This window comes from Pseudochelatococcus sp. (assembly GCF_050946405.1).
GTDB lineage: Bacteria > Pseudomonadota > Alphaproteobacteria > Rhizobiales > Beijerinckiaceae > Pseudochelatococcus.
Window position 1 is genome coordinate 82,033 of sequence record NZ_JBMNUS010000004.1, and the last position, 23,114, is coordinate 105,146.

General features: G+C 64.4%; 12 protein-coding genes and 1 CRISPR repeat array (1 of these 13 running past the window's edge). Of the genes, 1 reads left to right on the forward strand and 11 read right to left on the reverse strand.

Annotated elements, in window-relative coordinates:
* Positions 1 to 1,308: direct repeats of the CRISPR family, unit length 36 nt; unit sequence AGCTTAGCAGATCAGAGAAAACGGTCCAGCCGCAAC; it begins 644 nt to the left of the window's first position.
* 247 nt (positions 1,309 to 1,555) lie between these two features.
* Positions 1,556 to 5,056, forward strand: coding sequence for a DEAD/DEAH box helicase (locus ACOYJQ_RS08285; protein WP_433457590.1), 3,501 nt, complete (start codon positions 1,556 to 1,558; stop codon positions 5,054 to 5,056).
* 276 nt (positions 5,057 to 5,332) lie between these two features.
* Here ACOYJQ_RS08285 and ACOYJQ_RS08290 read toward each other — a convergent pair whose 3' ends face one another.
* From ACOYJQ_RS08290 to ACOYJQ_RS08340, 11 genes are all read right to left on the reverse strand, one after another.
* Entirely contained in the window at positions 5,333 to 6,625 is a 1,293-nt protein-coding gene (locus ACOYJQ_RS08290; RefSeq protein WP_433457592.1) for a porin, read from the reverse strand.
* A 651-nt stretch (positions 6,626 to 7,276) separates the two neighbouring features.
* Entirely contained in the window at positions 7,277 to 8,887 is a 1,611-nt protein-coding gene (locus tag ACOYJQ_RS08295; RefSeq protein ID WP_433457593.1) for a S8 family peptidase, read from the reverse strand.
* 49 nt (positions 8,888 to 8,936) lie between these two features.
* Positions 8,937 to 10,661 (reverse strand): hypothetical protein, encoded by a 1,725-nt coding sequence (locus ACOYJQ_RS08300; RefSeq protein ID WP_433457595.1) that lies wholly within the window; start codon positions 10,659 to 10,661, stop codon positions 8,937 to 8,939.
* Positions 10,654 to 11,961, reverse strand: coding sequence for a hypothetical protein (locus ACOYJQ_RS08305; RefSeq protein ID WP_433457596.1), 1,308 nt, complete (start codon positions 11,959 to 11,961; stop codon positions 10,654 to 10,656). Before ACOYJQ_RS08305 ends, ACOYJQ_RS08300 begins: the two co-directional genes overlap by 8 nt.
* A 13-nt stretch (positions 11,962 to 11,974) precedes the next feature.
* Positions 11,975 to 13,105: a trypsin-like serine peptidase gene (locus ACOYJQ_RS08310; protein ID WP_433457598.1), complete on the reverse strand. Its 1,131-nt coding sequence runs from the start codon at positions 13,103 to 13,105 to the stop codon at positions 11,975 to 11,977.
* A 41-nt stretch (positions 13,106 to 13,146) separates the two neighbouring features.
* Positions 13,147 to 14,766 carry a hypothetical protein gene (locus ACOYJQ_RS08315; RefSeq protein WP_433457600.1) on the reverse strand — a complete coding sequence of 540 codons (1,620 nt, stop codon included), beginning with the start codon at positions 14,764 to 14,766 and terminating at the stop codon, positions 13,147 to 13,149.
* Positions 14,767 to 14,794: 28 nt separating this feature from the next.
* On the reverse strand, positions 14,795 to 18,262 hold the full coding sequence (locus tag ACOYJQ_RS08320; protein WP_433457601.1) for a DNA/RNA non-specific endonuclease: 3,468 nt from the start codon (positions 18,260 to 18,262) through the stop codon (positions 14,795 to 14,797).
* Positions 18,263 to 18,864: 602 nt separating this feature from the next.
* Complete coding sequence (locus ACOYJQ_RS08325) at positions 18,865 to 19,716, reverse strand: ABC transporter ATP-binding protein (RefSeq protein ID WP_433457848.1); 852 nt, start codon at positions 19,714 to 19,716, stop codon at positions 18,865 to 18,867.
* An 11-nt stretch (positions 19,717 to 19,727) separates the two neighbouring features.
* On the reverse strand, positions 19,728 to 20,768 hold the full coding sequence (locus ACOYJQ_RS08330; RefSeq protein WP_433457603.1) for a FecCD family ABC transporter permease: 1,041 nt from the start codon (positions 20,766 to 20,768) through the stop codon (positions 19,728 to 19,730).
* Complete coding sequence (locus ACOYJQ_RS08335; RefSeq protein ID WP_433457604.1) at positions 20,765 to 21,805, reverse strand: FecCD family ABC transporter permease; 1,041 nt, start codon at positions 21,803 to 21,805, stop codon at positions 20,765 to 20,767. Before ACOYJQ_RS08335 ends, ACOYJQ_RS08330 begins: the two co-directional genes overlap by 4 nt.
* Positions 21,806 to 21,811: 6 nt before the next feature.
* The gene (locus ACOYJQ_RS08340) at positions 21,812 to 22,855 is read right to left on the reverse strand and encodes an iron-siderophore ABC transporter substrate-binding protein (RefSeq protein ID WP_433457606.1); all 1,044 of its coding nucleotides are present in this window, start codon (positions 22,853 to 22,855) and stop codon (positions 21,812 to 21,814) included.
* Positions 22,856 to 23,114: the final 259 nt, after the last annotated feature.

Here is a 23,114-nt window from a genome sequence, read left to right on the forward strand (position 1 = left end):
CGCCGAGATGTCGGCGAGCTTAGCAGATCAGAGAAAACGGTCCAGCCGCAACATACCGACATCGCTGTTTGGTATGCTGACGAGCTTAGCAGATCAGAGAAAACGGTCCAGCCGCAACTCAACCGTAACCCAAGCGAACCCGCAATCAAGCTTAGCAGATCAGAGAAAACGGTCCAGCCGCAACTCAACCGTAACCCAAGCGAACCCGCAATCAAGCTTAGCAGATCAGAGAAAACGGTCCAGCCGCAACTATAATAGAAATAATACCTTGCTTTGGAATAGCTTAGCAGATCAGAGAAAACGGTCCAGCCGCAACTGCCGGAAGGCTGGCACGTTGATAGGGCGTAGCTTAGCAGATCAGAGAAAACGGTCCAGCCGCAACGTGGTTTCCAGTGAAGGAATCAAGCTTGCGAGCTTAGCAGATCAGAGAAAACGGTCCAGCCGCAACGAAAGCGTTGCAGCGCATGGCGTTGAGGGTAGCTTAGCAGATCAGAGAAAACGGTCCAGCCGCAACTCTCTTGGGGGTCGGGGCTACGGGGCTTCAAGCTTAGCAGATCAGAGAAAACGGTCCAGCCGCAACATATGCCCGACGTTGTCCGCGTGGGGCTAGAGCTTAGCAGATCAGAGAAAACGGTCCAGCCGCAACGATCACTGTTAGGTCGAACTGCATACCGTTAGCTTAGCAGATCAGAGAAAACGGTCCAGCCGCAACTAGTAAATACGCGAAGGGGCTCGCTACCGTAGCTTAGCAGATCAGAGAAAACGGTCCAGCCGCAACTGACGTCCTTAGTGCTCCTGACGTCCTTAGAGCTTAGCAGATCAGAGAAAACGGTCCAGCCGCAACTGAGCATGGCGGCGACAGTTTTGGGATCGCAGCTTAGCAGATCAGAGAAAACGGTCCAGCCGCAACGCGCGACGATGGCGGCCGTCGCGAGGCGCAAGCTTAGCAGATCAGAGAAAACGGTCCAGCCGCAACAAGCGCCGGAAGTCATTGATTATGTCGAGCAGCTTAGCAGATCAGAGAAAACGGTCCAGCCGCAACGTCGTGGCGTCGTTTACCCTTGCGAAAGATAGCTTAGCAGATCAGAGAAAACGGTCCAGCCGCAACCTGCGTGTCGGCAACGTCTTCCTGCTCGTGGGAGCTTAGCAGATCAGAGAAAACGGTCCAGCCGCAACTGGACATCGCAGTCCTCGCCCGCCACGCAGAGCTTAGCAGATCAGAGAAAACGGTCCAGCCGCAACAACCCATTTTTCAACCCGCACGCCAAGCATAGCTTAGCAGATCAGAGAAAACGGTCCAGCCGCAACTCATGGGGAGAGTGTGAGAGGGGCCGGCGAAAAATAGTGGATCAGAGAAAACGGCCTGCCCGCAACGACACCCTGACCGGAACGCTGCTGTTCGCCAATCTGACAGATCAGAGGAAAAATTCCAGCCGCGCCATATGATCAATTCGTCGTGCGGCGGGCGTATCGTGGCCATTAAAGGGGCTCGTTGCTGAAGAGGTTGGTGCGCAGGCAATCGCTGATCGCCGTCGGTGGGCGTGGCCGGAGGGGCGTGGCCATTCGCGTTCTTCGTCATTTCGGCTTTTCGCGGCTCAGCGCCTTGACTGGCGCGGATAATCGTGAAGGGTTATGCGGCCCCGTCAACGATGATCGGATCCCGCCGATGACTGCCGAAGACATGCGCCTGTCGGATATTCTTGGCTTTTGGCACAAGCTGGAATTCTTCATTCCGTTTGACCTGGATAACCGGATACGAGAACGTGAAAATCGTAAACGTATCTGGCGACATTATAACGAAAGCGGCCCCATCACCTTTATCGATATATCCGACGGGAAAGAAATCTCCGGCTATACCGTTTTTCTCGGCGTGTTCGATAAGGCCGACATCCGGGATATAGTCGACGGACGCCTATCCCGCACCGATGACGAGGCGCTCGAGGAAGAGCAGCGCGGGGGACTTGAGGGCCTGACCTGCATGGCCAGCATCGAGCTGGGAGCGGATGCAGTTCCGCTTTTCGAGACGTTCAGCATCTCTACCCTTCCCTGGGCGGTCGGCCGCGCCCGCTCTCACGGGTTGAGCGCGCTTCACAGCGGCGCGTTCAATGATGCGCGTGAACTTCTCCGACGCAAGCTGGAAAACGTCGCAAATCTCCGCCCGACACTCCCCGCAGATGACGAGACGCACGGGCGCAAGCCGCCTCTCGCACCGCAGGAGGTCGACGAACTGGTCGGCCTGCTGGCCGACTGGAGCGGATTTCGCCCCGACGAGGCCCGTCATCCCGCCGCTCTGCTCGAAGTCCGCTTCAGAAAGAAGCGCAGCGCGCCGTCACGACCGGAGGAAACGGCGACCGCCAATCCGGGCGCAACGGAAGACGAGGCCGAAGAGGATGCCGGCCCCGTCGAAATCGGCATTCTGAACAGCTTCTTCATCGAAGACATCGAAAGGGCCATGGCCGCGGTCGCCGCGGGCCGGGCGCCGGAGACGTTGCGGCAATATCTCACCCCGATTTCCGCGCATGAGCGCATCGACCTCTATTCCGGGGAGGGCCGGGCGCGGATCGTCAAGGCGCTTTCCCCCTCTCGCCAGAACAGGGGCCGCTGGTTCAGCGATCCCGCTCACGCGATGAGCCTGATGCAACAGTTCGCGATCAACACCGCGCTGGAGCGAATCGGCGACGCGGCGGGGCTCTTTTCAGTCAACGGCCCGCCCGGAACCGGAAAAACCACCCTGTTGCGTGATCTGATCGCAGAAAACATCACCAGACGGGCGCGGGTTCTGGCAAAACTGGGGAAGCCGTCCGACGCATTTCACAAGTCGGGCGCGTATGCGCGCCTGATCCCGGAGCTGACCGGATTCGAGATGGTCGTCGCCTCGTCCAACAACGCGGCAGTCGAAAACATCTCCCGTGACCTGCCCAAAGCCCGTTCGGTGTGGGACAGCGAAAGCAAAAGCATCCGCTATCTCCAGCCTGTCGCACACAAGTTCGCCGCGCAAGATCGCGACGGAAGATGCAAGGAATTATCCGACGCCGATATGCCGTGGGGGCTGATCGCCTGCGCTCTCGGCAAGGCAACCAACCGCTCCGCCTTCGTGAACAGCGTGTTCTGGAACAGGATTGCCCCGGACGCCCGCAAGACGTGGTCCGGGCCGGAACGGCCCCTCACCTTCTGGGAGTGGCGCGATGAAAGGGCCGGCAAGACGGACGGCAGCAAGACGGACGGCATAGCATCCTTCCGCGATGCTCAGGCGGCTTTCTTATCGGCCAAGGAAGAGATCGACCGGGTCCTCGACAAGATGCAGAAGTTCGAGGATCTGCGCGCGTTAATGGCGGGACATACGCGGGAAACCTGGTGCGAGGAAGAACGGCGCAAGCTGGACCGGGCCGGCGAGAATCGGGCCGCAGCCGATGCGGCATTGACGCGCGCCGAAAAGGAGCTTGAGGAAACCCGCGGCAAGCTGGGCGAATTGCAGGAACTGGCCGCCCTGCTCGAAAAAACACGTCCTTCATGGTGGGAAAAGCTGCTCGGCACTCCGTCCGCCAGACAATACCGGAAAAATGTCAGCCAGAACGCCGGCGAGCAGATCGTTGAGCGGCAGACGATAAGCCGGATCGCGGCGGAGATCGCCAAAACGCTGGAGCCGGCACGGAATAAGGCCGAAACGCTGGCCGCCGCCGTGGAGGCCGAAGTGGCGAAAGCCGAGGCCGGCTGGAACGAGATGTGCCGCGAGCTTGCGGAAGGACGGGCGCGCTATGGCAAAGTCAGCCCGCCCGACAATCTCGACGATCTGGAAACCGGGAACATCCAGAAGAACGGTTTCTGGCATGATGAGGATCTTGCAGAGCAACGCTCGGATCTCTTCCGCAAAGCGCTGCAATTACATGAAGCGTGGCTGCTCGCCGTCTCCCGGAAAGGCGGCGGCTTCGGCCCCAACATCGTCGCCGTGCAGGAACTGCTGAAGAACAAGCTGGATTGCGAGCCGGAGGAGCGGCTTGCAATCCTGCAAAGCCTGTTCATGATCGTGCCTGTGGTGTCCAGCACCTTCTCCTCTTTCGCCCGGCAATTCGGTGAGATGGGACCGGAGTCGATCGGCTGGCTGTTCATCGACGAGGCGGGTCAGGCGGTGCCGCAGGCGGCAACCGGGGCGCTCCTGCGGGCGAAGCGCGCCGTCGTTATCGGAGACCCGTTGCAGATCGAACCCGTCTTCACCTTGCCGAAGCGGCTGATCTCGGATCTTGCCGGGCAATCGCCCCATACCGCCGGCGGGGACTACTCGCCCGACAGCGCATCGGTGCAAATGCTGGCCGACCGCTGCAACCCCTATGGCACCGAGGCCGGCGGAGAGGGAGATAAAGGCATCTGGATCGGCAGCCCGCTGCGCGTCCATCGGCGCTGCCTGGATCCGATGTTCAGCATCGCCAACAGGATCGCCTACGACGACCGGATGATATTCGGCCTGGATAACCGCCTGGATCCGGTTGACCAGGCGCCCTTCTTCGGCGATTCGGTCTGGATCGACCTGCCCGGAGCGGTCGCCGGGCGCCAGACCGTGCCCGCGCAGATCGATTTCGTCGCCAGGCTCATCGCCGACGCCATCGCCCATTACGACGAGCTTCCGAAGCTTTACGTGATTTCGCCTTTCAAGGAAGTGAAGTCGAGCCTTGCGGCACGCTTGCAAGACAAATCGCTGTGGGATTCCATGAGTGCTCCCGGGTTGCGGGGAAAAGAGTTCCGCGATTGGCTGTCCAGCCGCATCGGCACGGTTCATACTTTTCAGGGCAAGGAAGAGGACGCCGTCATCATGCTGCTGGGGGCCGATGAAAACACACAGGGCGCGGTGAGATGGGCCGCGTCGAAACCCAATCTCCTGAATGTGGCGCTGACACGGGCGAAGCGGCGCTTTTACATGGTCGGCGACCGCACGCTCTGGCAGGGGCAGCCCTATTTCCGCGAGGCGGCACAGAACTTGCCCCATTTGACAGAAAACGAATTTCTCAACAGAATCAAACAACTCCGGGCGGATCAACGGAACGGTGAAATCCACCCGGACTGAATCGACCTTCCTGATACGAGACTCCCGCCCGGTCGAGCCGGCAAGACGGGAGATTGGAGCAGCGGATATTCAATTCTGATAAGGCCGGCGCTTCAGAAGATGTCCTGTTTAGATTGAGGCAAGACACATTCCGGATTCATTTTTTGAGTGAACTCTGAGCGCTTGAATGATTTCATTTAATCCGAAAGCGCTCGGAAGTGCTTCCTTTTTTAAACGGAAGCACTCCCGTTTTTACCTGCGGCTGAAAAAGCTTTGCTTTTTCAGCTTGACGCTCGATCAGAAGTCGCGCTGGAAACGCAGACGGGTCTGGACCGAGTCCTCGGCCCGCTTGACATGGATCGGCGTATTGCGATCCACGATGTTGAAACGGTCGCGCTCCAGACGGCCGTACTGAACCTCGACGCCGATGTTGAACCTGGATACCGGCGACCAGATCAGGGCGGAGCCGACCTGCCATACGTTGAAGTCACGGAAAAGCGCGTTATCGAACTTGACCGACGAATTATAGGTGACGTCCGTATAAGAGCCCCAGAGAGTCGACCGTATGGACGGGGTCCAGTAGTGAACACCGGCGGCGGTGAAGTTCCAGCCCGAAGTCGTCTTGATGTCACCGCCGACGACATAACCATCCGCAACGGTGTTTGCGACCTTGCCGATCGTGGCATTGGCGCTGACGCCGATATAGCTGAGCGCGCCGTCGGCATAGGCTGCCTGCAACCACAGCACGTCACCCTTGCCGAGGGCGGGAAGCTTGAACTTGACACCGCCCTGGACGGCCCAGCCGTAGGTGGTGTCGACGCGCGACCCCCATTGGTTGCCCCACGGGTTGTAGATCGTGCCGGAGTTGAGCTGGTGCAGGGCGCCGGCAAGCTGAGCGGAACCCCAATCCTGATCAACGCGCAGGTTGGTGACGATGTCGGGCAGGCGTTGGCCGGCGACATCATAGTAGTTCGCGTTGATCTGGCGGGTGTTGCGATCTTCGAGCGAGAGCGTGGCGGAGAAGCCCGAGCCGAACGTTGCGGTATAGGCGAGCACGTTGTTCGAGGAGTCGGAACCCGGCAGGATGCCGCCGAAAGTGCTCCAGTTCAGATCTTCCGCGTAGAAGTCGAAGAACGACTGCGCCCGGCCGGCAGTGATGCCGGCCCACTGGATATAGGCCTTGTCCAGCAACGCGCCGTTGCTGGTGCCCTGATTACCCGTATTCTTGTCGATCTGGAAGCGCAGGAAGGCGCGCAGCGTGCCCCACTCGGTCTGCGTGCGGGCATCGATGTTCAGACGGGCGCGGGCCTTGATGCCGGTGGCGTCCTTGTAGCGGCCGTTGCCCGCCCCAAAGGCGTTGAGCTGGTTGTTCTGCGGCTGAACGTAAACGTAGTCGGCGCGCAAGCGGCCGGAGATCTGGATAGCCGTATCGGTGCCGGGAATATAAAAGAATCCCGCACCATAAGTATTGGCGACACGCACGTATTCAACCGGCTCCGCTTTCGTCACGGGCAGATCGGCAGCCAACGCCGAACCGAGGGAGCCAACAGATATGAGCGATGTCGCAACCAGAAATTTGAATGAGTTCACAGCCAAGCTCCAATATTTTCACGATTTACAAGCAGAGATGACGAATTCAATGAGAATTCTAGCGCAAAACAGATTATTTGCGCGCCAACTCTTGGAACTCACTGAAAATGCACATAAAAATACTTCATAACAAGTGCAAATAGCCAATTCATATATAAATCAAAAATAATGGTTGTAAATATATCACGATGTAAATATATAATATATACTTGTCCGATTGCCATTTCGAATGCAATCAGTCTAATTGATTCTCAATTTAAAGAAGTTTTTTCTTCAGAATCTATGATTCTGACGATGATGAATTACATTTACACAATGATGCTTGCTTATAAATGTAAATCAACTTTCAAAATCTCCATGTCATTGGGAAAAAAGGAATGCCCGGCGGTGTTTTCGCGGGTCTCGACACCGCCGGGCTGCATTGATCGGAGGCCAATGCGGTCACAATTAAGCCATGTTTCTTGAGCCACATCAATTGATAAATTCGATAAAAAAAGTATATTTTATGAGGAAAATAATTTGCCATGCCGACGGCATAAGGCCGCGAGGCGAAAAGTGCGCACACTTTTCGCCCCGATGCTGTTTCGCATTCCGGCTGAACCAGGAGGCTGAAAAACTCTTGAGGCCGCGCGTCTACCGCCGACGATGCGTTCAGAAGAGCGCCTTGGCCGGTCCCGTCAATCCGCTTCTGAGGGCCGGCGACAACGGAATCCCGCTTCCCGGATGAAGCTTGCGCGCGAGCAGCGCCGAGGCCAGTTCCGTCCCGTGGGCCAGAATGAAACCGTCGGTCAGCCCGGGATCGGTGCCGAGGAGTTCGGTGAGAAACGCCCGCAGTTCGTCGGCAGGCGCGCGCTCACGCGGCTCGAACGCGCCGGATTCCAGGCCGCGCTCCTGATCGAGAGGCGCTTCGATGAGCTTCAGCGCGTTGACGATGCCCGCGCCCATATTCGCGCCGTCCCACTCCGGCGGACGGTGCGCCGATGCGCGGACGAGGCGCCGGAACATGGCCTGAAGCGTTTCCCCGTGTTTCTCGGCCTCGGCGATGAGATGGTCGCGGCCGTGATGGGCAAGCCAGCAGGCGGCGACACCGGCCGTCAGCGCCACCGCAAAACTCGTGCCCTGTCCCTGCCCCACGGAGCCGCCGGGCCGCGGCTCGACCGAAGCGCGGTAGACGTTCTGGCCCGGGGCCGAAATGTCCACCGCGAAACCCGAGCATGAGCCCCGCCACTTTTGGCCGGCCGAATCGGTGCCCGCTACCGCGATGCACTCGTCGAAGCGGGCGGGACACACGACCACGCCGACACAGTTTCCGGCGGCCGCCATGACGATGACATGGCGCGCCACGGCGCGTCTGATCGCCCGCCGGAGCGGCGAGAAGGGCAGCGGCGCGCCGCCCAGCGACATGGTGATCACATGGGCGCCCGCTTCCACGGCCCGATCGACGGCCCGAGCGATGGGAATTTCCTCGTGCAGCCACACGCTGCGGATGGCGCGGATGGGCAGATGAAGGGCGAGCGGCGCGCTGCCCACCACCTCGTCGTCACGGCCGTGATCCGGGCTGACGACGACGCTCGCCGTGGCGGTGCCATGGCCGGGATTGGCGGCAAGTCCGCCGTCCAGCGGATCGGTGGCGTCATTCTCCGGCCCGTCTCCGAGCGTGTTGAAGCCGTCCGCGCGCGTAACGCCGTCGAGCTCCGCGTGCGTGGCGACGCCGGTATCCGGCTGGGCGATGACGATGCCCTTCCCCCTCGACGGGCGGCCGCACTTCTCCGACAGCGCCCATGCCTCGGGAACCCCGATCGCATGGAGAGCCCACTTCCTGTCTTCCAGCTCGCGTTCTTCCCACGCCCAGCACCCCGGCGGAAAATGATCGATGGATTCGAGTCCCTTCGTGTCCGGCGGCTGCGCTGGCGCGGAAGCGCGCGGCAGGTCCGGCTCGACGACCGTCGCCCCGAGTTCCGACGCGAGGGAATGGCCGAGAGCGCGGGCCGCATCCGCGGCGGCGAAGGCATCGCCGAGCCGAAAGGTTCGCGCGGTAAAAGCAAGGATCACTTCGCCGTCCGGGGTCCGGGCAATATCGAAGGGTTCGTCCGGCAGGAGGCGGCGCAGCCCGGCGTCGATCGACGCCGCCTCTTTCGCGCCGGGCACGATCAGATAACGCGCCGGCGGATCGCTCCTTTGGCCGGCGCGGCCCGTCTGGCGAAGCTCCAGTTTCTGCACCAGCGACTGCGGGTCTGATGCCGTCCCGATCCGTTCAACCATGTCGAGCCCTCCTTGTGCCGATGGAGCCGGAGCCGAATATGCTTCCCGCCTACCGCAGCCATACTTCGAGCACACCCTTCGTAATCTGGGGCAACGCGGCCGCTTGCGCATCGGTCTGGCCGGCGGCGCGGAGATCCGCCGCCAACAGCTCGGCCGACGCGCGATCGCCTTCCTCCCCCTGCCGATATCGCACCTGGCTGCGATCGGGGCCGACCCGCACGCGTTCCTCTTGCTCCACACGCCAGCCGACCGATCGCAGCAGGCGGCCGACATTGATGGCCTGTTCCCGCGTGATTCCGACGAAATGCGGATACACGGTCTGCGACGGCGCGGGGCTGATGCCGAGATTGGCCTGCAACCGCCGCAGATAGGCGGCGGTGTCTTCTCCGATCGCGGTCTCGCCCGCGGCCCTGCTGTCCGTGAGATCGCCGACGGCCCGGCGGGCCTGCGCCTTGAGATCGAGCCAGCCGTCCCGCTCCCAATGCACGGCGGGTATCTCCGACAATACGAACAGAAGGTTCAATCGCCCCGTCACCGTCAGCGCGCGCATCGATGCATCGCCGGCCGCCGCCGCCAGAACCGCCGTCACCTTCTTCTGCTCCGCTTCCGGCAGGCCGTCATCGCGCAGCGCCGTCACCAGCGCCTGCGCGGCGGCCCGCCGCACCTCGGGCGTCCCGCCGTTCAGCTCCGGCACGCGGGCGGCGAGGCGCTCGCCCTCGCTGTCCGCGCCGTTCTGCTGCGGCGCGGGCGTCCCGATCACCAGACGATCCCCGACGTCAACGGGCGACACGTTGAAACGGGCCAGGACGTCCGCCGTCTGTTGCCTGATGAGACGATCTATGTCGAAACGTGGAATGCCCGGCGGGGATGGCGGACGAGAGTCCGGCGAAGGATGCGGCACGAAGGCGTCCAGCCCTTCGCGCAGGCTCTCCGGGACTTGCGTGAGCGGAAGAACGCCGCCTCGCACGAGGCCGGCGATGAATGCGGCGGCGTCATCGAGCCGCGCGCGGTCGTCGTCCGCCTGCGGGCTCCGGCGCTCCCCGATGACCTCTCTCAGCTCGGCACGGTCGCTTTCGGCATTCCATGTCGCCGCTTCCTCGGCCGCCCGCGCCTCGGCCTCGGCGGCCCGCGCGGCCTTCTCGGCATTCCACGCCTGAAAGGCGAAGGCCGCGAGCCCGCCCGCGAGCAGCACCAGTGCGCCCAGCACCGCGATGACGATGTTCTTCGTCCTGCTGGAGCGGCGGACCGCCTCATGCTCGGCCTGCCGGCTGGCCTTGACGAGCATGGCGATGTCGGGATCGAGCCAACTGTAATCGTCCGCCTTTGCAAGCGCGCTGCCGCTCAGCAGGTAGCCCCTCGCCCGTCCGCTATCGCGCCATTGCCGCGCCAGCGCCGCGAGACGGATGGCCTGCCGGCTGTCGATCCGCCCGCCCTCTTCTTCTCCGTCGTCCCGGCCCTTGCGCGTGCCGGACGCCTCCGCGCCGGCGGCCGGCAACGGCGGAGCGAGCAGCGACGGGCGGAAGTCGTCCGCCACGGCGTCCGGCGTCGCCGCGAGTTCGGCGCTCCAGTAATCGAGAATACGTTGCGCCGCCTCGCGCTCGTGGTCGTCGGCCAGATGCCGCCCCGTGGCGACGGCCCTGGCGATGAAAGCGCGCAGCGAGCCGGCGTCCGGCTGCGCCTCCGCCCCTCTCCCGTCCGCCGCATGCCTCATCAGGTCGAGGTGAGCGGCGCGAAGCGCCCCGAGGGAGCGGAACTCTTCCGAAACGTCAGGCATGGCCTTGCCTCCCGAGAAGAACCGAAAGCGGCTCGCTTATCTTGACCAGTTCCGCGCATTGCTCTTTCAGGATCTTGTCGACGCGGAAAAAGCGGAAGCGCGCTTCGAGCCGAAGCGAGGCGAAAGCCTGCCTGAGACCGCCGTTTATCTGCTCGCTGGCGAGGATATCGTCGAAGGCGTCGATATAGCGCAATACATCGGCCGCCCAGGCGTCACCGGCGTCGAGGGCGGCGAGTTCGCGCACCCGCCGCTTCACGTCGCCCCAATAGGGCATGAACTCGACTTCGCGCTCCGGGTTGTCGTGATCGAACAGTTCTTCCAGCGCGGCGATGCTCTTGTCCGCCTCCTGCCAGCTCCTGTGTTCGACGACGCGCGCGCCGATGGTGGGATGGACGATCCGCAGCGCGGCGCGGGCCTTTGCGATCTCCTCGCCATCGGGGGCGATCGCCTCCTCCACCTTGCGCAACGCCTCCCCGAACGCCCCGAGCGGTATGGCGTCGGCGGTCGCGAAGATGCGGGCATTCAGCCGCGAAGGCACCTGCCTCATGACGTCCTGAATGTCGCGCAGCGCCAGCACCGTCTCGTCCCGGTCGCGGTTGTCGAGCCCGCTCCTGAGACGGGCGACGGCATCGCCCAGGCTGTCGTGCCAGAAGGCTTCGAGCGCCCGCTGCGCGTAATCCTGCGGCAGACGCGCGATCTGATCGGCGATGAGATCGCAGTTGAGGCGCAGTTGCGCCTGATATTCTTGCAGCATGGCGATGCGCAGGGGATCGTCGGTGAAGCGCTGCAACGCCGCCCGCAGACCCGAGAGCTGCTTGATCTGCACCTGATGCAGGCAATCGTGGAGCCGCTTGTAGATGTCGAGAACGACCAGCGCGCCGGCCACCGCCGTCAGCGTGCCGCGCGTTTCCTCCACCACGGCGCGCACGTCATCCCGGCTCAACTGCGCGCGCAGATAGTTGGCGCCGCCGATGATGTCGCGAACCTGGCTTTCGATGCCCGGCACGCCGTCCAGCGCCGCAGGGCATGCCCGCCCGACGAGATCGCGCAGGCCGGCGTCGTCGGGGCGCGAAAGAACGGCCGCCGCCAGCACCACATGCTGGAATCCGAGCTGGTCGAGACGATCGAGCGTCTGATAGGCGATATCGTCCATCGGCTGCTGCTCGTGCGTATAGAATTTGAACAGGCTCCTGCCGGTGGTCCTCACCAGGATGCGGTCGAACTCGCCCGCCCCGAACGCGGCCGAGATGGCGCGCGCGAGCGGCATCATCAAATCCGGGGGAATGCCGTTCGCAGCCATGCCGCCCCCTTCCTCACGCTTCGATGAGCGCTCCATGACCGTTCGCCACGATCCGCTCGCGGATCAGCCCGATCGGCACGCCCTGATTGAAGTTCGGCGTGCGCCAGTGCGGATCTCCGTAATGGTGGAGCGCGACAAGATCCCAATCCATCGAAAAGCACGGCGAGCCGGAGGAGCCGGCGTCCGTGTTGGTCCGGTAGCGCAGCCGTGTCCCGCGAGCATTGAAGCCGATGATGGCCTGCGTATCCATGGCGAGCTTCATCGGCGCGTCGCCGGGGTGCTGGACGATGAGCAGCGGCGCGTCGGCATCGAGCTTCCGCACGACGCCGGGCAGGCGGATGAAGTTGCGCTTTTCTCCGTTCAGCACATCCTCGCCCGCCGCCTCGGCGAGCCGGATGAGCGCGTAGTCGAGCTCGTCGGCGGTAGCCTCCGGGGCGTTCGGATCTTCCTCCGCCTCGCCCGGAGCGTAGGGGCTCCAGTCGACGAGCGGGGCCGCGGCGGCCTTGGCGACGCGGCTCTCGCTGCGCGCGCCGGTTTCCAGACGTACATGGTTGAAGCGGCAGTCGAGCCCGGCAAGTCCTTCTCCCGCGCTCCGCGCCAGCCCCTCCACGACATGCCAGTTCGTCAGCACCGCCTGCGGCCCGACGAGGAAACCCGTGCCGGCGGCCTGTCCGTCGATCTCCATCCGGCACACGCGGTTCTCGATGCGCGCCAGCCGCCTGATCCAGACGTGAAGATCGAGCTGACGGAGATGCGGCCGCACGTTGCGCTCAAGGCCCGGCGCATAGGCGTTGGTCGCCGCCTGCGGCTCCCTCACGCCCGCGCGCTGCACCGAAAGGCCGGCTTGGGGCAATGGCGCTTCCAGAACCACATCGGGGTAAACCGCGGCGATCGCAGCGCGCACGTCCCGCCTGTTCGGCCGATCGCGGTAGATTCTGGCGAGGAGCGGTTTTTCGGTGCCGTCCGCAGCGAGCGCGGCGAGAAGCTGGAAGAGAGAGTCACGAAGCGGCTGCCCCTCGCCCGCGTAGTTGAACAGCCGGTCGCCGGTGGTCGCGAAGACGATCTGGTCCAGTTCGGCGCGGCCGCGCAGCGTGCGCAGCAGCACCGGGATCAGCGCATCGATCTGTTCTCCGCTCAGGTTCATGCTTCCGTCTCCCTTTCACCGAACGGCTGCTTCCTCCGCCTTCAGATGTCCCACGCCCGCCGGGAGTCGTAGGCCGCCTTCTCGGACTTGACGGAGATATGCACATGCCGCGTGTGCGGATTGTCGCCGCCGTAGCGCAGCCATGTCCACGGCGCGGCCTCGCCGACGCCGCGGGAATAGGCGATGCGGCGGTTCCAGATGATGTATTTTATGCGGAAATCGCGGCTGCGCAGGATGGCTTCCGCGATCTGGCCGGCACTGCACCCGTTGCGCGGATCGTCGGTGATGTCGAACGCCGTGACGACGCCCACGGCGCCATCGCGCACCCACGGGTTATGATCGGAATTGCGGCTCTGGTGCGCCTGATCGCCGATCCCGCCGTCGCTGATCCTGCTGCGTCCGGGCGCGATGGCGTCGACCTGCTGACGCAGAACCTTGAGACTTTCCGCCAGCCGCCAGGGACCGGCTCCCTCCAGCCCGCCGGCCGGCGCCAGGTTGCGCTCCTCCTCCTCCGCTTCCGCGCCTTCGTCGTCACCGGCATTCGGCGTGGCGGGTTCCTCGCGGAGGGAAGCGGATTCAGTCGCCGCGAGCGATGCCGCGGCAGGCCGGGCCGCTTCCGCGCCGGCGGCACGCCCGCCCGCCGTCAGATTGCTGGGAACGGCCGCGACCACGCCTTCGGGAAACGCGACATGCCCCGAAGCGTGATAGAGCAGGTCGCCGTCGGCGACGCGCGCCGTCTTGAGATCGTTCAGGACGAAACTAACGGCCGCGCCGCCGTTGTAGCTGAGCCTGTCGCCCTCGAACAGCACGGTCCACAGATGGCGCTTGCGCCTGTAGTGCCCGCCGCTCCTGACGACCTTGACCGTGAGATGGAAAGCCCGCTCGCTGCCGTCGATGAGATGCGCGATCTCGCTGGCTTCCTGAAGATGGGCGAGCCGCGCGGCGTTTTCCCCGGCAACCTTGAACTCGTCCACGAGGCGGTCGATCTCCGCAATCACCGCGTTGGCGCGCTGTCGCGATGTATCCGGCGCAGGATCGCCTTCCGCCTGCCCGGCAGCGTCTACATCCAAAGGTTGCAGCCGCGACCTGAGCCCGAGCAGCAGCTCGACGCGGCCGACGAGATCCCACCGGTGAGCGACCGGCCCGCCGGAGACGGGCGCCCCGCCGAGGATCACGCGGTCGATGCCTGCGCGCACGAGGCCGCCGGCGATCACCGGATAAAGGTCCGCCTCGCTGATCGGGATATCGCGGCCCTCATAGGCGATGTCGGCCTTGAAGAACGACAGGAAATGCGCCAGCGCCTCGACGCCCGCGCTCACGCCGGCCAACCCTGCGAGCTTCCTGCTCTCCAGCGAACGGACGAGCCCGCGCTCCGACGACAGCAGCGATTCCCCGGCTTCCTCCAGAACCCCGATGCGCGCCGAAACCGCGCGCCAGTCGGCGATCCTTGCGGCCAAAGTCTCGTTGCCGAGAATGACGAGGGCGGGCTCGCGGCCGATGGCCTTGCCGGCGCGCACGGCAATCTCGTCCGCGATCCTGCGCGCCGCCGCAATTGCCAGTATCCCGGCCTCCAGCGTTATCTTGTCGTCGATCTCCGTCTTGCCCGCAGGCGGCGTCACCGCTGCGCCCTTTGTCTTGTCATCCCCGCCATCACCAGTCATCGTCATCTCCCTCGCCGTCGCAAAGTGCTCAGACATCCAGCGCCTTGAGCAAGACCGCAGCCCCGCACTGCCGCGAAACGGCGTCGGGATCGTATCGGCCGTCTCTCACGTACTTTCCCTTGGTGTAGTGATCGGAGAAGCTCCACAGATAAGGCGAGTTGACGCCGCGCGGGCGATACCCCCAACCGTTGTAAGCCTCGAAGCGATAGAGCGCGCGCGGCACGGACCAATCCCGCTCCCGGTCGTATCCTTTCAGCGTGAGCGCATCGATGGCGCTGGATTCCCAGTCGTTCGGCGGGTTCCATACCGCCGGCCGGTTCTTCGGCACCTGTACGGTGCGCGCGCCGAGCGGATCGCCGTTGTGAAGGTGGCCCCTGAAGCTGAAGCTGCCCTCCAGCGCGTGCGTGATGCCGACGAACCACCACGGAATGCCGAGCTTTCCGCCGACAGCCTCGTAGCGGGGCCGGAAATCCTTCAGCTTTCCGACATGCCAGGCGACGGCGTTCCGCCATTCGGGACGGATGCGGGCGCTCGCATAGAGAGTCTCATAACCGCGTTTCAGGTCGGCGAAAGCGGGTGCCGGCGCTTCCTCCGTGTCGGCCGCCGAAACCACTTCGCCGTGATAAGCCTGAAACAGCCGCGCCACCGCATCCGAAAGGGCGGCATCGTCGTCGCCGATGCTTTCCTGGAGCGCGACGAGCCGGTGAGGGATCGCGGCAGGGCCGAGGCTTTCGATCCGCGTCTCCAGTTCCGCAAGCGCCTCGCCTTCTTCTCCCGCGGCCTCGGCCAGCCCGCCCGCCTGCGGCGCCGGCGCGTCGAGCCTGATATCCTCAATGGATTCGACCGGCAGATAGACAACCCGGCCGCCGTCGATCGTTTCCTCGCCCGTGAAGGTGCGCGCAAGCGGGTCCGCGTCCCTCAGCACGGGAAACGACAGGCCGGTGATTTCCTCGATATGCCGGATGGCGATCTGGAAAGTGCGGTAGGCGCCGAGCACGAACCCCTCGACCGCTTCGGCCCGGCTGCGGCGTTCGAGCAGCTCGCGGATCAGGTCGCCCTGGCTCAACAGGTATCCGGTGGCGTGCAGGCCGCCCTCCGGCCGCGGCATGACGACGATCTTCCAGAACTCCTGCGGCACCTGCGCATTGCTCGGCGCCAGTTCGGGATCGTCGTCGCGGAAGACCGGCCCCGTGAACACGCTCGCCCTGAAGCCTTCCGTGCGGGCGCTGTCGAGGATGTAGTTCTCCAGCCCCAGCCACAGCGCGTTGCCCTGATTCAACGTGGAATGTTGCAACGCCGCGTTGGTGTAGTGGAAGGTGTCGTCGTTCGCCTGCAAGGCGTCGTCGCCCCAGTTGGGATCCTGCCGGCGCACCAGATGGCCGCGGTCGATCTGCCGGTCGCGATAGGCCCCCTGCCCGAGCTGGACGGCGCGGTCTATGCGCAGATCGAAAAACCAGCGGTCGTCGCCGCGCTTGATGTGCCTGAGGGAACTTCCGTCGATGTTCACCGCCGTCACGCGCGGCGTCCGCCGCCCCGTCGAGAACAGCACGCCGAAATGGGTATAGCGCAGCTCATGGGGGCGCTCGTCGTCGGCATCGGAGGGGCGCGCGAGGTCGGCGGCGATGTCGTCGCCGAACTCCGGCCACGGCACGGCGAGGCCCTCGCCGAGAAACAGCGGATCGTAGCCGCCGCGCTCCGCCAGTTCCGAAGGCTCGTGAGCGCCGTCGGCGCGCTCGCCCTCTTCCGGCGGCGGGCCGGCCACGGCGGTGAGCGCGCCGGACAGCAGATCCTTCAGCGTCGCCGCGCTCACCGCTGCGTTCTGGACGCCGAACTCACCGGCGAAATGCAGCCCGACGACGCCCTCCTGCTCCAGACTGATGAGACATGAGCCCGAACTGCCGCCGAGCGTCGTGCAATCGTGAGACAGTACGGTGCCCTCGCCATCCGTGATGATGAGGCCGGGCGAAAACCGCTTCACGTCGTAGAGATCGTTGAAATACCGGTGCATCTGCGCCAGATCGTTGCGATCGTCGAAAGCGGGATAGCCGATGGTGGCGACGAGCTCGCCCTCGCGCCCGCGCCGTGGCGCAAGCGGGATCGGATCGGGCGCGAGGCCGTCCCGCGTCTCGATCTCCAGCAGGGCGACATCCGCTTCCGTGTCGTCGGCGATGTAGGCGACGGCGGTGACAGGCAGCGTGAACGCATCGCCGGGCAGCGATTCCACTTCCTCGCGCATGTCCAGCCGTGCTCCGTAGCGCGCGCCGATCGGCGAGCGGAGGAAGATGCCTTCCCCGCCGCGGCCGCGCCGCGCCACCAGCCTCGCGACATGGCGGTTCGTGACCACCTTGCGCCGGCCGCCGGGCGCCTCGTCGACAACGAAACCCGTGCCGCCCCAGCGGAACGCGTGGTTGACGAACTCGACCCGCCCGACGGACGGGACGAAACGGTCGACCCGCTGGGTGTTCGCCTGGGTGAGCTGAGGCAGCAACGCAACCGGCTCGAACTGCACCCTGTCGTTGCGGATCAGCAGCGGCGGACGCCCCACCCGGCGCACGATCGCCTCCAGCCCGGCGATGTTGCCGAGCCGTTCCAGCCCCCCGCCCCTGCTTGCCCGGCTTTCGAACCCTGCTGGGCGGATCCGGTCGAGCACGGGCAGGATGGCGGCGGGATCGATACCGAAGCGGACGGGATCGATGCGGCCCGAAGCGACCGCCGCCTCGACCGCCGGGAGCACGCCGGCGCCGAAGCCGCCGAGCAGGTTCTCAAGCCGCATGCGGGCTTCCTCGCGCGCCGCCGCGCCGGACGCCACCCGCGCCTGCGCGGAATGCTCCTCGAAGGGATGCTTCTCGACATGGCCATGATCCGGCATGCGGCTGTAGTCGGACGCGAGGCCGGGATCGGTTTCGGGAATGGAAGAAAATTCGTCCCAAAAGGCCGGCCCCTCCTCGCCGGAGTACCGCATCAGGAATTCCACCTCGTCATCCGAATAGGCAGGGTCCCAGTGGGTGTTTTCCGGCACGTTGGAATGCCCGTAGTGCCCGCCCTTCGTATCCCACACATGGGCGTCCCGGTTATGCCCGCCCGGATCCACGCCGTCGCGCGCGGGCCTGGGCCGGCCGTTGGGCCACACTTTCGGCACGCCGTGCGTGGCCTCGATCCAGCGGCAAAGCCGGGCGACATTGCGCAGCGTCGCCCTGGATTTCGGCCGGTGGGCAAAACCGACCACCTCGATCTGGATGGCGGAATCGCGGTTGGTCTGCACCCCGCCCGGCCGGTTTCTCAAGGCCCGCGCGGCGACGCCCGTGTCGATGTGCTGATAGATCTTCCCGTCATCGACGGTGAAATGAGGATCGGAACGGTTCGCGCGATAGGCGCTGAACGCGCCGGCGGCCGACGATCCTTCCGTGGTGTGATGCACGATCTTGAAGGGGCCGCCGGTAAACGAACCGGACGGCCCGCTGAAGGGCAGCCACTCGGCGCCCGGATATCTGGCCATAATTGCTCCCCCCCGATGAGAAAATGATCGACAAAATGAATATAACAAAATATTTTTTTGGTATATTTCTCTCAATTGCAATCACATAACGAGCAATATTCTTGATATATATGAATATTCACTAATGCAACCATGAATAGAATAAAATTTCTTCCTGAACCGAACGGAAATGGGCAACATCTCGGGAGTTGTAGCAGAAGATGATTCTGATCATTCAAACGATTCCGTTTGAACGGAACGCACTTCGCAGGAGACGGGTGCCGAAATCTTCGTTCGCGCGGTTGAAAGGATTACTCCAGCCCGCGAAGAAGCCGGCGGGACAGATGGTATAGCTGGCCTCGAAATCATCCGGCCACAGATATTCTTACGTCAGGAAGCATATTCAGCCTCCCTTTTGTTAAGTGTAAGCGCCAGAACTCATCCCGTAAAGCGCTTTCTTTACTCAACCTGAAATAGTATGATTGTCTCGACATGTAGATCCAACAACTTCGGCCCACATTCGGAAACGCAGGATCTGAACGCGCCGGATGCCGCATTTCCTCGAACACAGGCCGCTTTCGCCGGCCCTGATCGTGACCGGCGCAGCGCATCGGACCGCACCATTATGGAGCGGATCGGGCCTCTTCCGCCGCCATCCGATGCCGGCCGATCGGGAGCATGATCGGTCTTCCCGAGGTCGGATCGGTGATGATGCGGCTTTCAAGGCCGAAAACCTCCCGCACGAGCCGTTCCGTCAGCACCTCCTCGGGCGCGCCGGAAGCATGCAGACGCCCGCCCGCCATCGCGACGAGATGATCCGCGTAGCGCGCCGCAAGATTGAGATCGTGCAGGATCATGACGATCGTCGTTCCACGCGCCCGGTTCAGATCCGTCAGAAGATCGAGCACTTCGATCTGATGACTGATGTCGAGAAAAGTCGTGGGCTCGTCCAGCAGCAATATTTCCGTCTGCTGCGCCAGCGCCATGGCGATCCATACGCGCTGGCGCTGCCCGCCGGAAAGCTCGTCCACCAGCCGCCCGGCGAGAGCGTCGGTTCTGGTCGCGGTGAGCGCGGCGGCGACGGCCTCGTCGTCCTTGCGCGCCCAGCGCGAGAACATGCCCTGATGCGGGTGCCTGCCGCGGCTGACCAGATCGGCGACGGTGATGCCTTCCGGCGCCACCGGCGACTGGGGAAGCAGACCCAGCGTCCGGGCCAGCTCTCTGGAGGGAATGCGGTGGATCGACTTGCCGTCGAGCAGCACATGCCCCTGCCGTGGTGAGATGAGCCGCGACATCATGCGCAGAAGCGTCGACTTGCCGCAGGCATTGGCGCCGACGATGACGGTGATCCGTGCCGAAGGCACGGCGAGATCGAGCCCGTGCAGGATCTCGGTATCGCCGTATCCCGCCGAAACCCGGCTGGCGACAAGGGAAGAAGCAATGGGGGAAGAAGCGGTCGGGGAAGAAGCGATCATGGAATGAACAGTCACGGCGAGCCACCCGCGCGGTTGACGCGAACGATCAGGAAAATCAGATAGGGCGCTCCCAGCGCGCCGGTGACGACACCGACCGGGTAACGGCTCGACATCAGGAACTGGCCGCAATAATCCCCCGCCAGCACGATCAGCGCCCCGATGAGCGCGGACGGCAGCAACAGCGATCCGTCGTTGCCCACGATGCGGGCGGCGATCGGCCCCGACAGGAAGGCGACGAAGGCGACCGGCCCCGCCACCGCCGTCGCGGAAGCGATCATGCCGACCGCCGCGACGATGATCACGACGCGGGTTCGGGCAACTCTCACGCCCAGCGCCGCGGCGGTCTCGTCGCCCAGCCTCAGCGCGTCAAGATCCCGCGCGCGGCTCGCCAACAGCCCGCCGAAAACGGCCATGGCCAGCAGCAGCGGCACCGCATCGCCAAGCTGCGCGCCGTTGACGCTCCCCGTCAGCCAGCGCATCGCCTCTTGCAGATCCCACGCCGGCGCGCGGGAGAGAACATGCGCGATGAAGCTGTTGAGCATCGCCGAAACGCCGATGCCGACAAGGATGAGCCGCGTGCCCGCGACACCGTTTCTGAACGAAAGCGCGTACACCAGCAGCGCCACGCCGAGACCGGCGGCGACGGCGAGGATCGAAACCGCCGGCCCCTTCAGCGACAGCACGACGATGGCGAACACGGCCGCCGCGCTCGCGCCCGAGCTGATGCCGATGATGTCGGGGCTGGCGAGAGGATTGCGCAGCATGATCTGGAAGGCTACCCCGCCAAGGCCGAAACTCAGCCCGGCCAGAACCGACAGAACCGCCCGCGGCAACCGCAATTGCCCCACGGTGAAACTCGCGCCCGGCACCGGCTCCCCGAGCAGCACGCGGATAACATCCTGCGGCGGCGTGAAGGATTGTCCCAGCGACAATGTCAGGACGAACGTCGCGACGAGCAGCGCGGCCAGAATGCTGATCACGAGACCGCGCCGGCGCGCGCGGCGGCGGCGGTCGCCGACGATGGCGTCGAGGGTGGGAAGAATCGACGTCACAGCTCATGCACCCGCTGGCGCCGGACCATCCAGATGAAGACCGGCGCGCCGACGAAGGCGGTGACGATGCCGACGTCGAGTTCGGCCGGCCGCGCCACGATGCGCCCGACGATATCGGCCAGCAGCAGCAGGCCGGCACCGCCCAGCGCGGAAAAAGGCAGCAGCCAGCGATGATCGACCCCGACCAGCAGGCGGCACAGGTGCGGCACGACCAGCCCCAGAAAGCCGATCGGCCCGCAAATCGCCGTCGTCGCCCCGCACAGCAGGATCGCGCCGAACGCGGCGACGGCGCGCGCCACCGCGACGCGCTCGCCGAGCCCGGCCGCCAGTTCGTCGCCCAGCGCAAGGGAATTCAGCTTGCGGGCCGAAAGCAGGCTGACGGCGAAGCCCGCGACCAGAAGCGGCAGCACCTGCGCGATGCGATCGAAGGTCGCCCCGCCCACGCCCCCGATCTGCCAGGAGTGGATGCCGCCCGCGATATCGCTTCGCGGCAACACGACGGCGATGACCATCGATGAAAAAGCGACCGAAGTAGCGGCCCCGGCGAGCGCCAGCTTGAGCGGCGTGGCGCCCCCACGCCCGAGGGAGCCGATGACATAGACGAAGACGGCGGAAACGCCCGCGCCCAGAATGGCCGTGAAAACATACACATGGGCGGAAGCGATGCCAAACCACGCGATCCCGACCACGATCGCCAGAGACGCGCCCATGTTGACGCCGAGAATGCCCGGATCGGCAAGCGGGTTGCGCGTCACGCCCTGCATGATCGCCCCGGCGAGCCCGAGCGCCGCGCCGGCGAGCAAGGCCAGCATCGTGCGCGGAATACGGACGGCGACCGCGGCCTGGCCGATATTGTCAACCCGGCCGCCGAGCGCGGCGACGATGTCGGCCCACCCCGTCGCGCGCGTGCCGATCGCGACCGACAGGACGCACAGCCCGGCAAGGACCGCGACCAGCGCGGCCAGCGAAAGGCTCCGGGCGCGACGTGCCCTGCCGGGCAGCGGATGAGAAAACGGGTCGGCGCGGCTGGCGGTCATCGGGAATTACCGGGGCGATTCCGGGGAGGATTTTCCGGCTGCCTCGCCGAGCAGGGCCACGTAATCCTTCAATACCCAGGAGATCGACAGCGGCGTCGGATTGGACGCCGTGCCGAGCGGGTTCCGGCCGAGCATGACGATCGCATCGTTGCGGACCGCCGGCATTCTGGACAGCAGCGGATCGGCCCGCACGGCGTCGAGCAAGGGCTGGCTGCCGTAGGTGACGACGATGTCGACATCGTAGAAGGCGTCGACGCGCTCGGCGCTGACCCCCGCCGCGAACTGCCCCGGCCGCGTCGCCTCCGCCACGCTTTGCGGCGATTTCAGCCCCAGATCGGCAAAGAACTTCACCCGCGTGTCGTTGGCGGTATAGAAGTTGACGACACTGAGATTGGTGGTGTCGAGATGCGTCACGAACATCGCCGACTTGCCCTTGAGTTCGGGATGCCCGGAGACGGTGCGGGCAATCTCTCCCTCGATGCGCGATATCAGTGCCTCGCCCTCCGCCGGAAGGCCGAGCCCGGCGCTGTTGAAGCGGATCATCTCCCGCCAGTCGGTCGCCCAGGCGGATTCGGGATAGGCGACGACCGGGGCGATCCGGCTCAACGTGTCGTAGTCGGACTGGCTCAGGCCGGAGTACGACGCCAGGATCACATCCGGCCGGGTCGCGGCGACCGCCTCGAAATCGATGCCGTCGCCTTCATCGAAAAGCACGGGCTTGTCCGCGCCGAGCGCGGCGAGCCTTTCGGCCACCCACGGCAGCAGCCCGTCGCCGTCGTCATCGCCGAAATTGGCCGCGGCGAAGCCGACGGGCACGATCCCGAGCGCCAGCGGCACCTCGTGGTTCGCCCAGGCCACCGTTGCCACCCGCTCGGGCTTTCCGGCGATGGTCGTCGTACCGAGCGCATGCTTGATGACGACGGGATACGAGGTTCCCTCCCCCGCCCGGATTTCATCTGACCGGACCGCCTGCGCCCGGGCGCCGCCGGAAGCGAGGATCGAAACAGCCATGACGGCCAGCAGCACGGGAAAACGCAGGAACCGCGGCATTCGGCAGATACTCCATGACGGCTGTTTGATGACGCCTGTTTCACGACGCTTCGGGCGAACTCCCGAAGCTGCGGGTGAGCAAGAATAGCGTCCGCATGTCGACGCTTCGCGGCAGGGTCAAACCGACCCCGCCCATAGTCGCCACCTGCCTTTAAGTTTCAGGTTCACCGGGCCGCGTCAACCGCAAGGCCCGCCTCTTCTCGAAAATATGGTGAGATTTCCGTGGCTTCCTACAAAGACAGGGAAATTTACAATACCC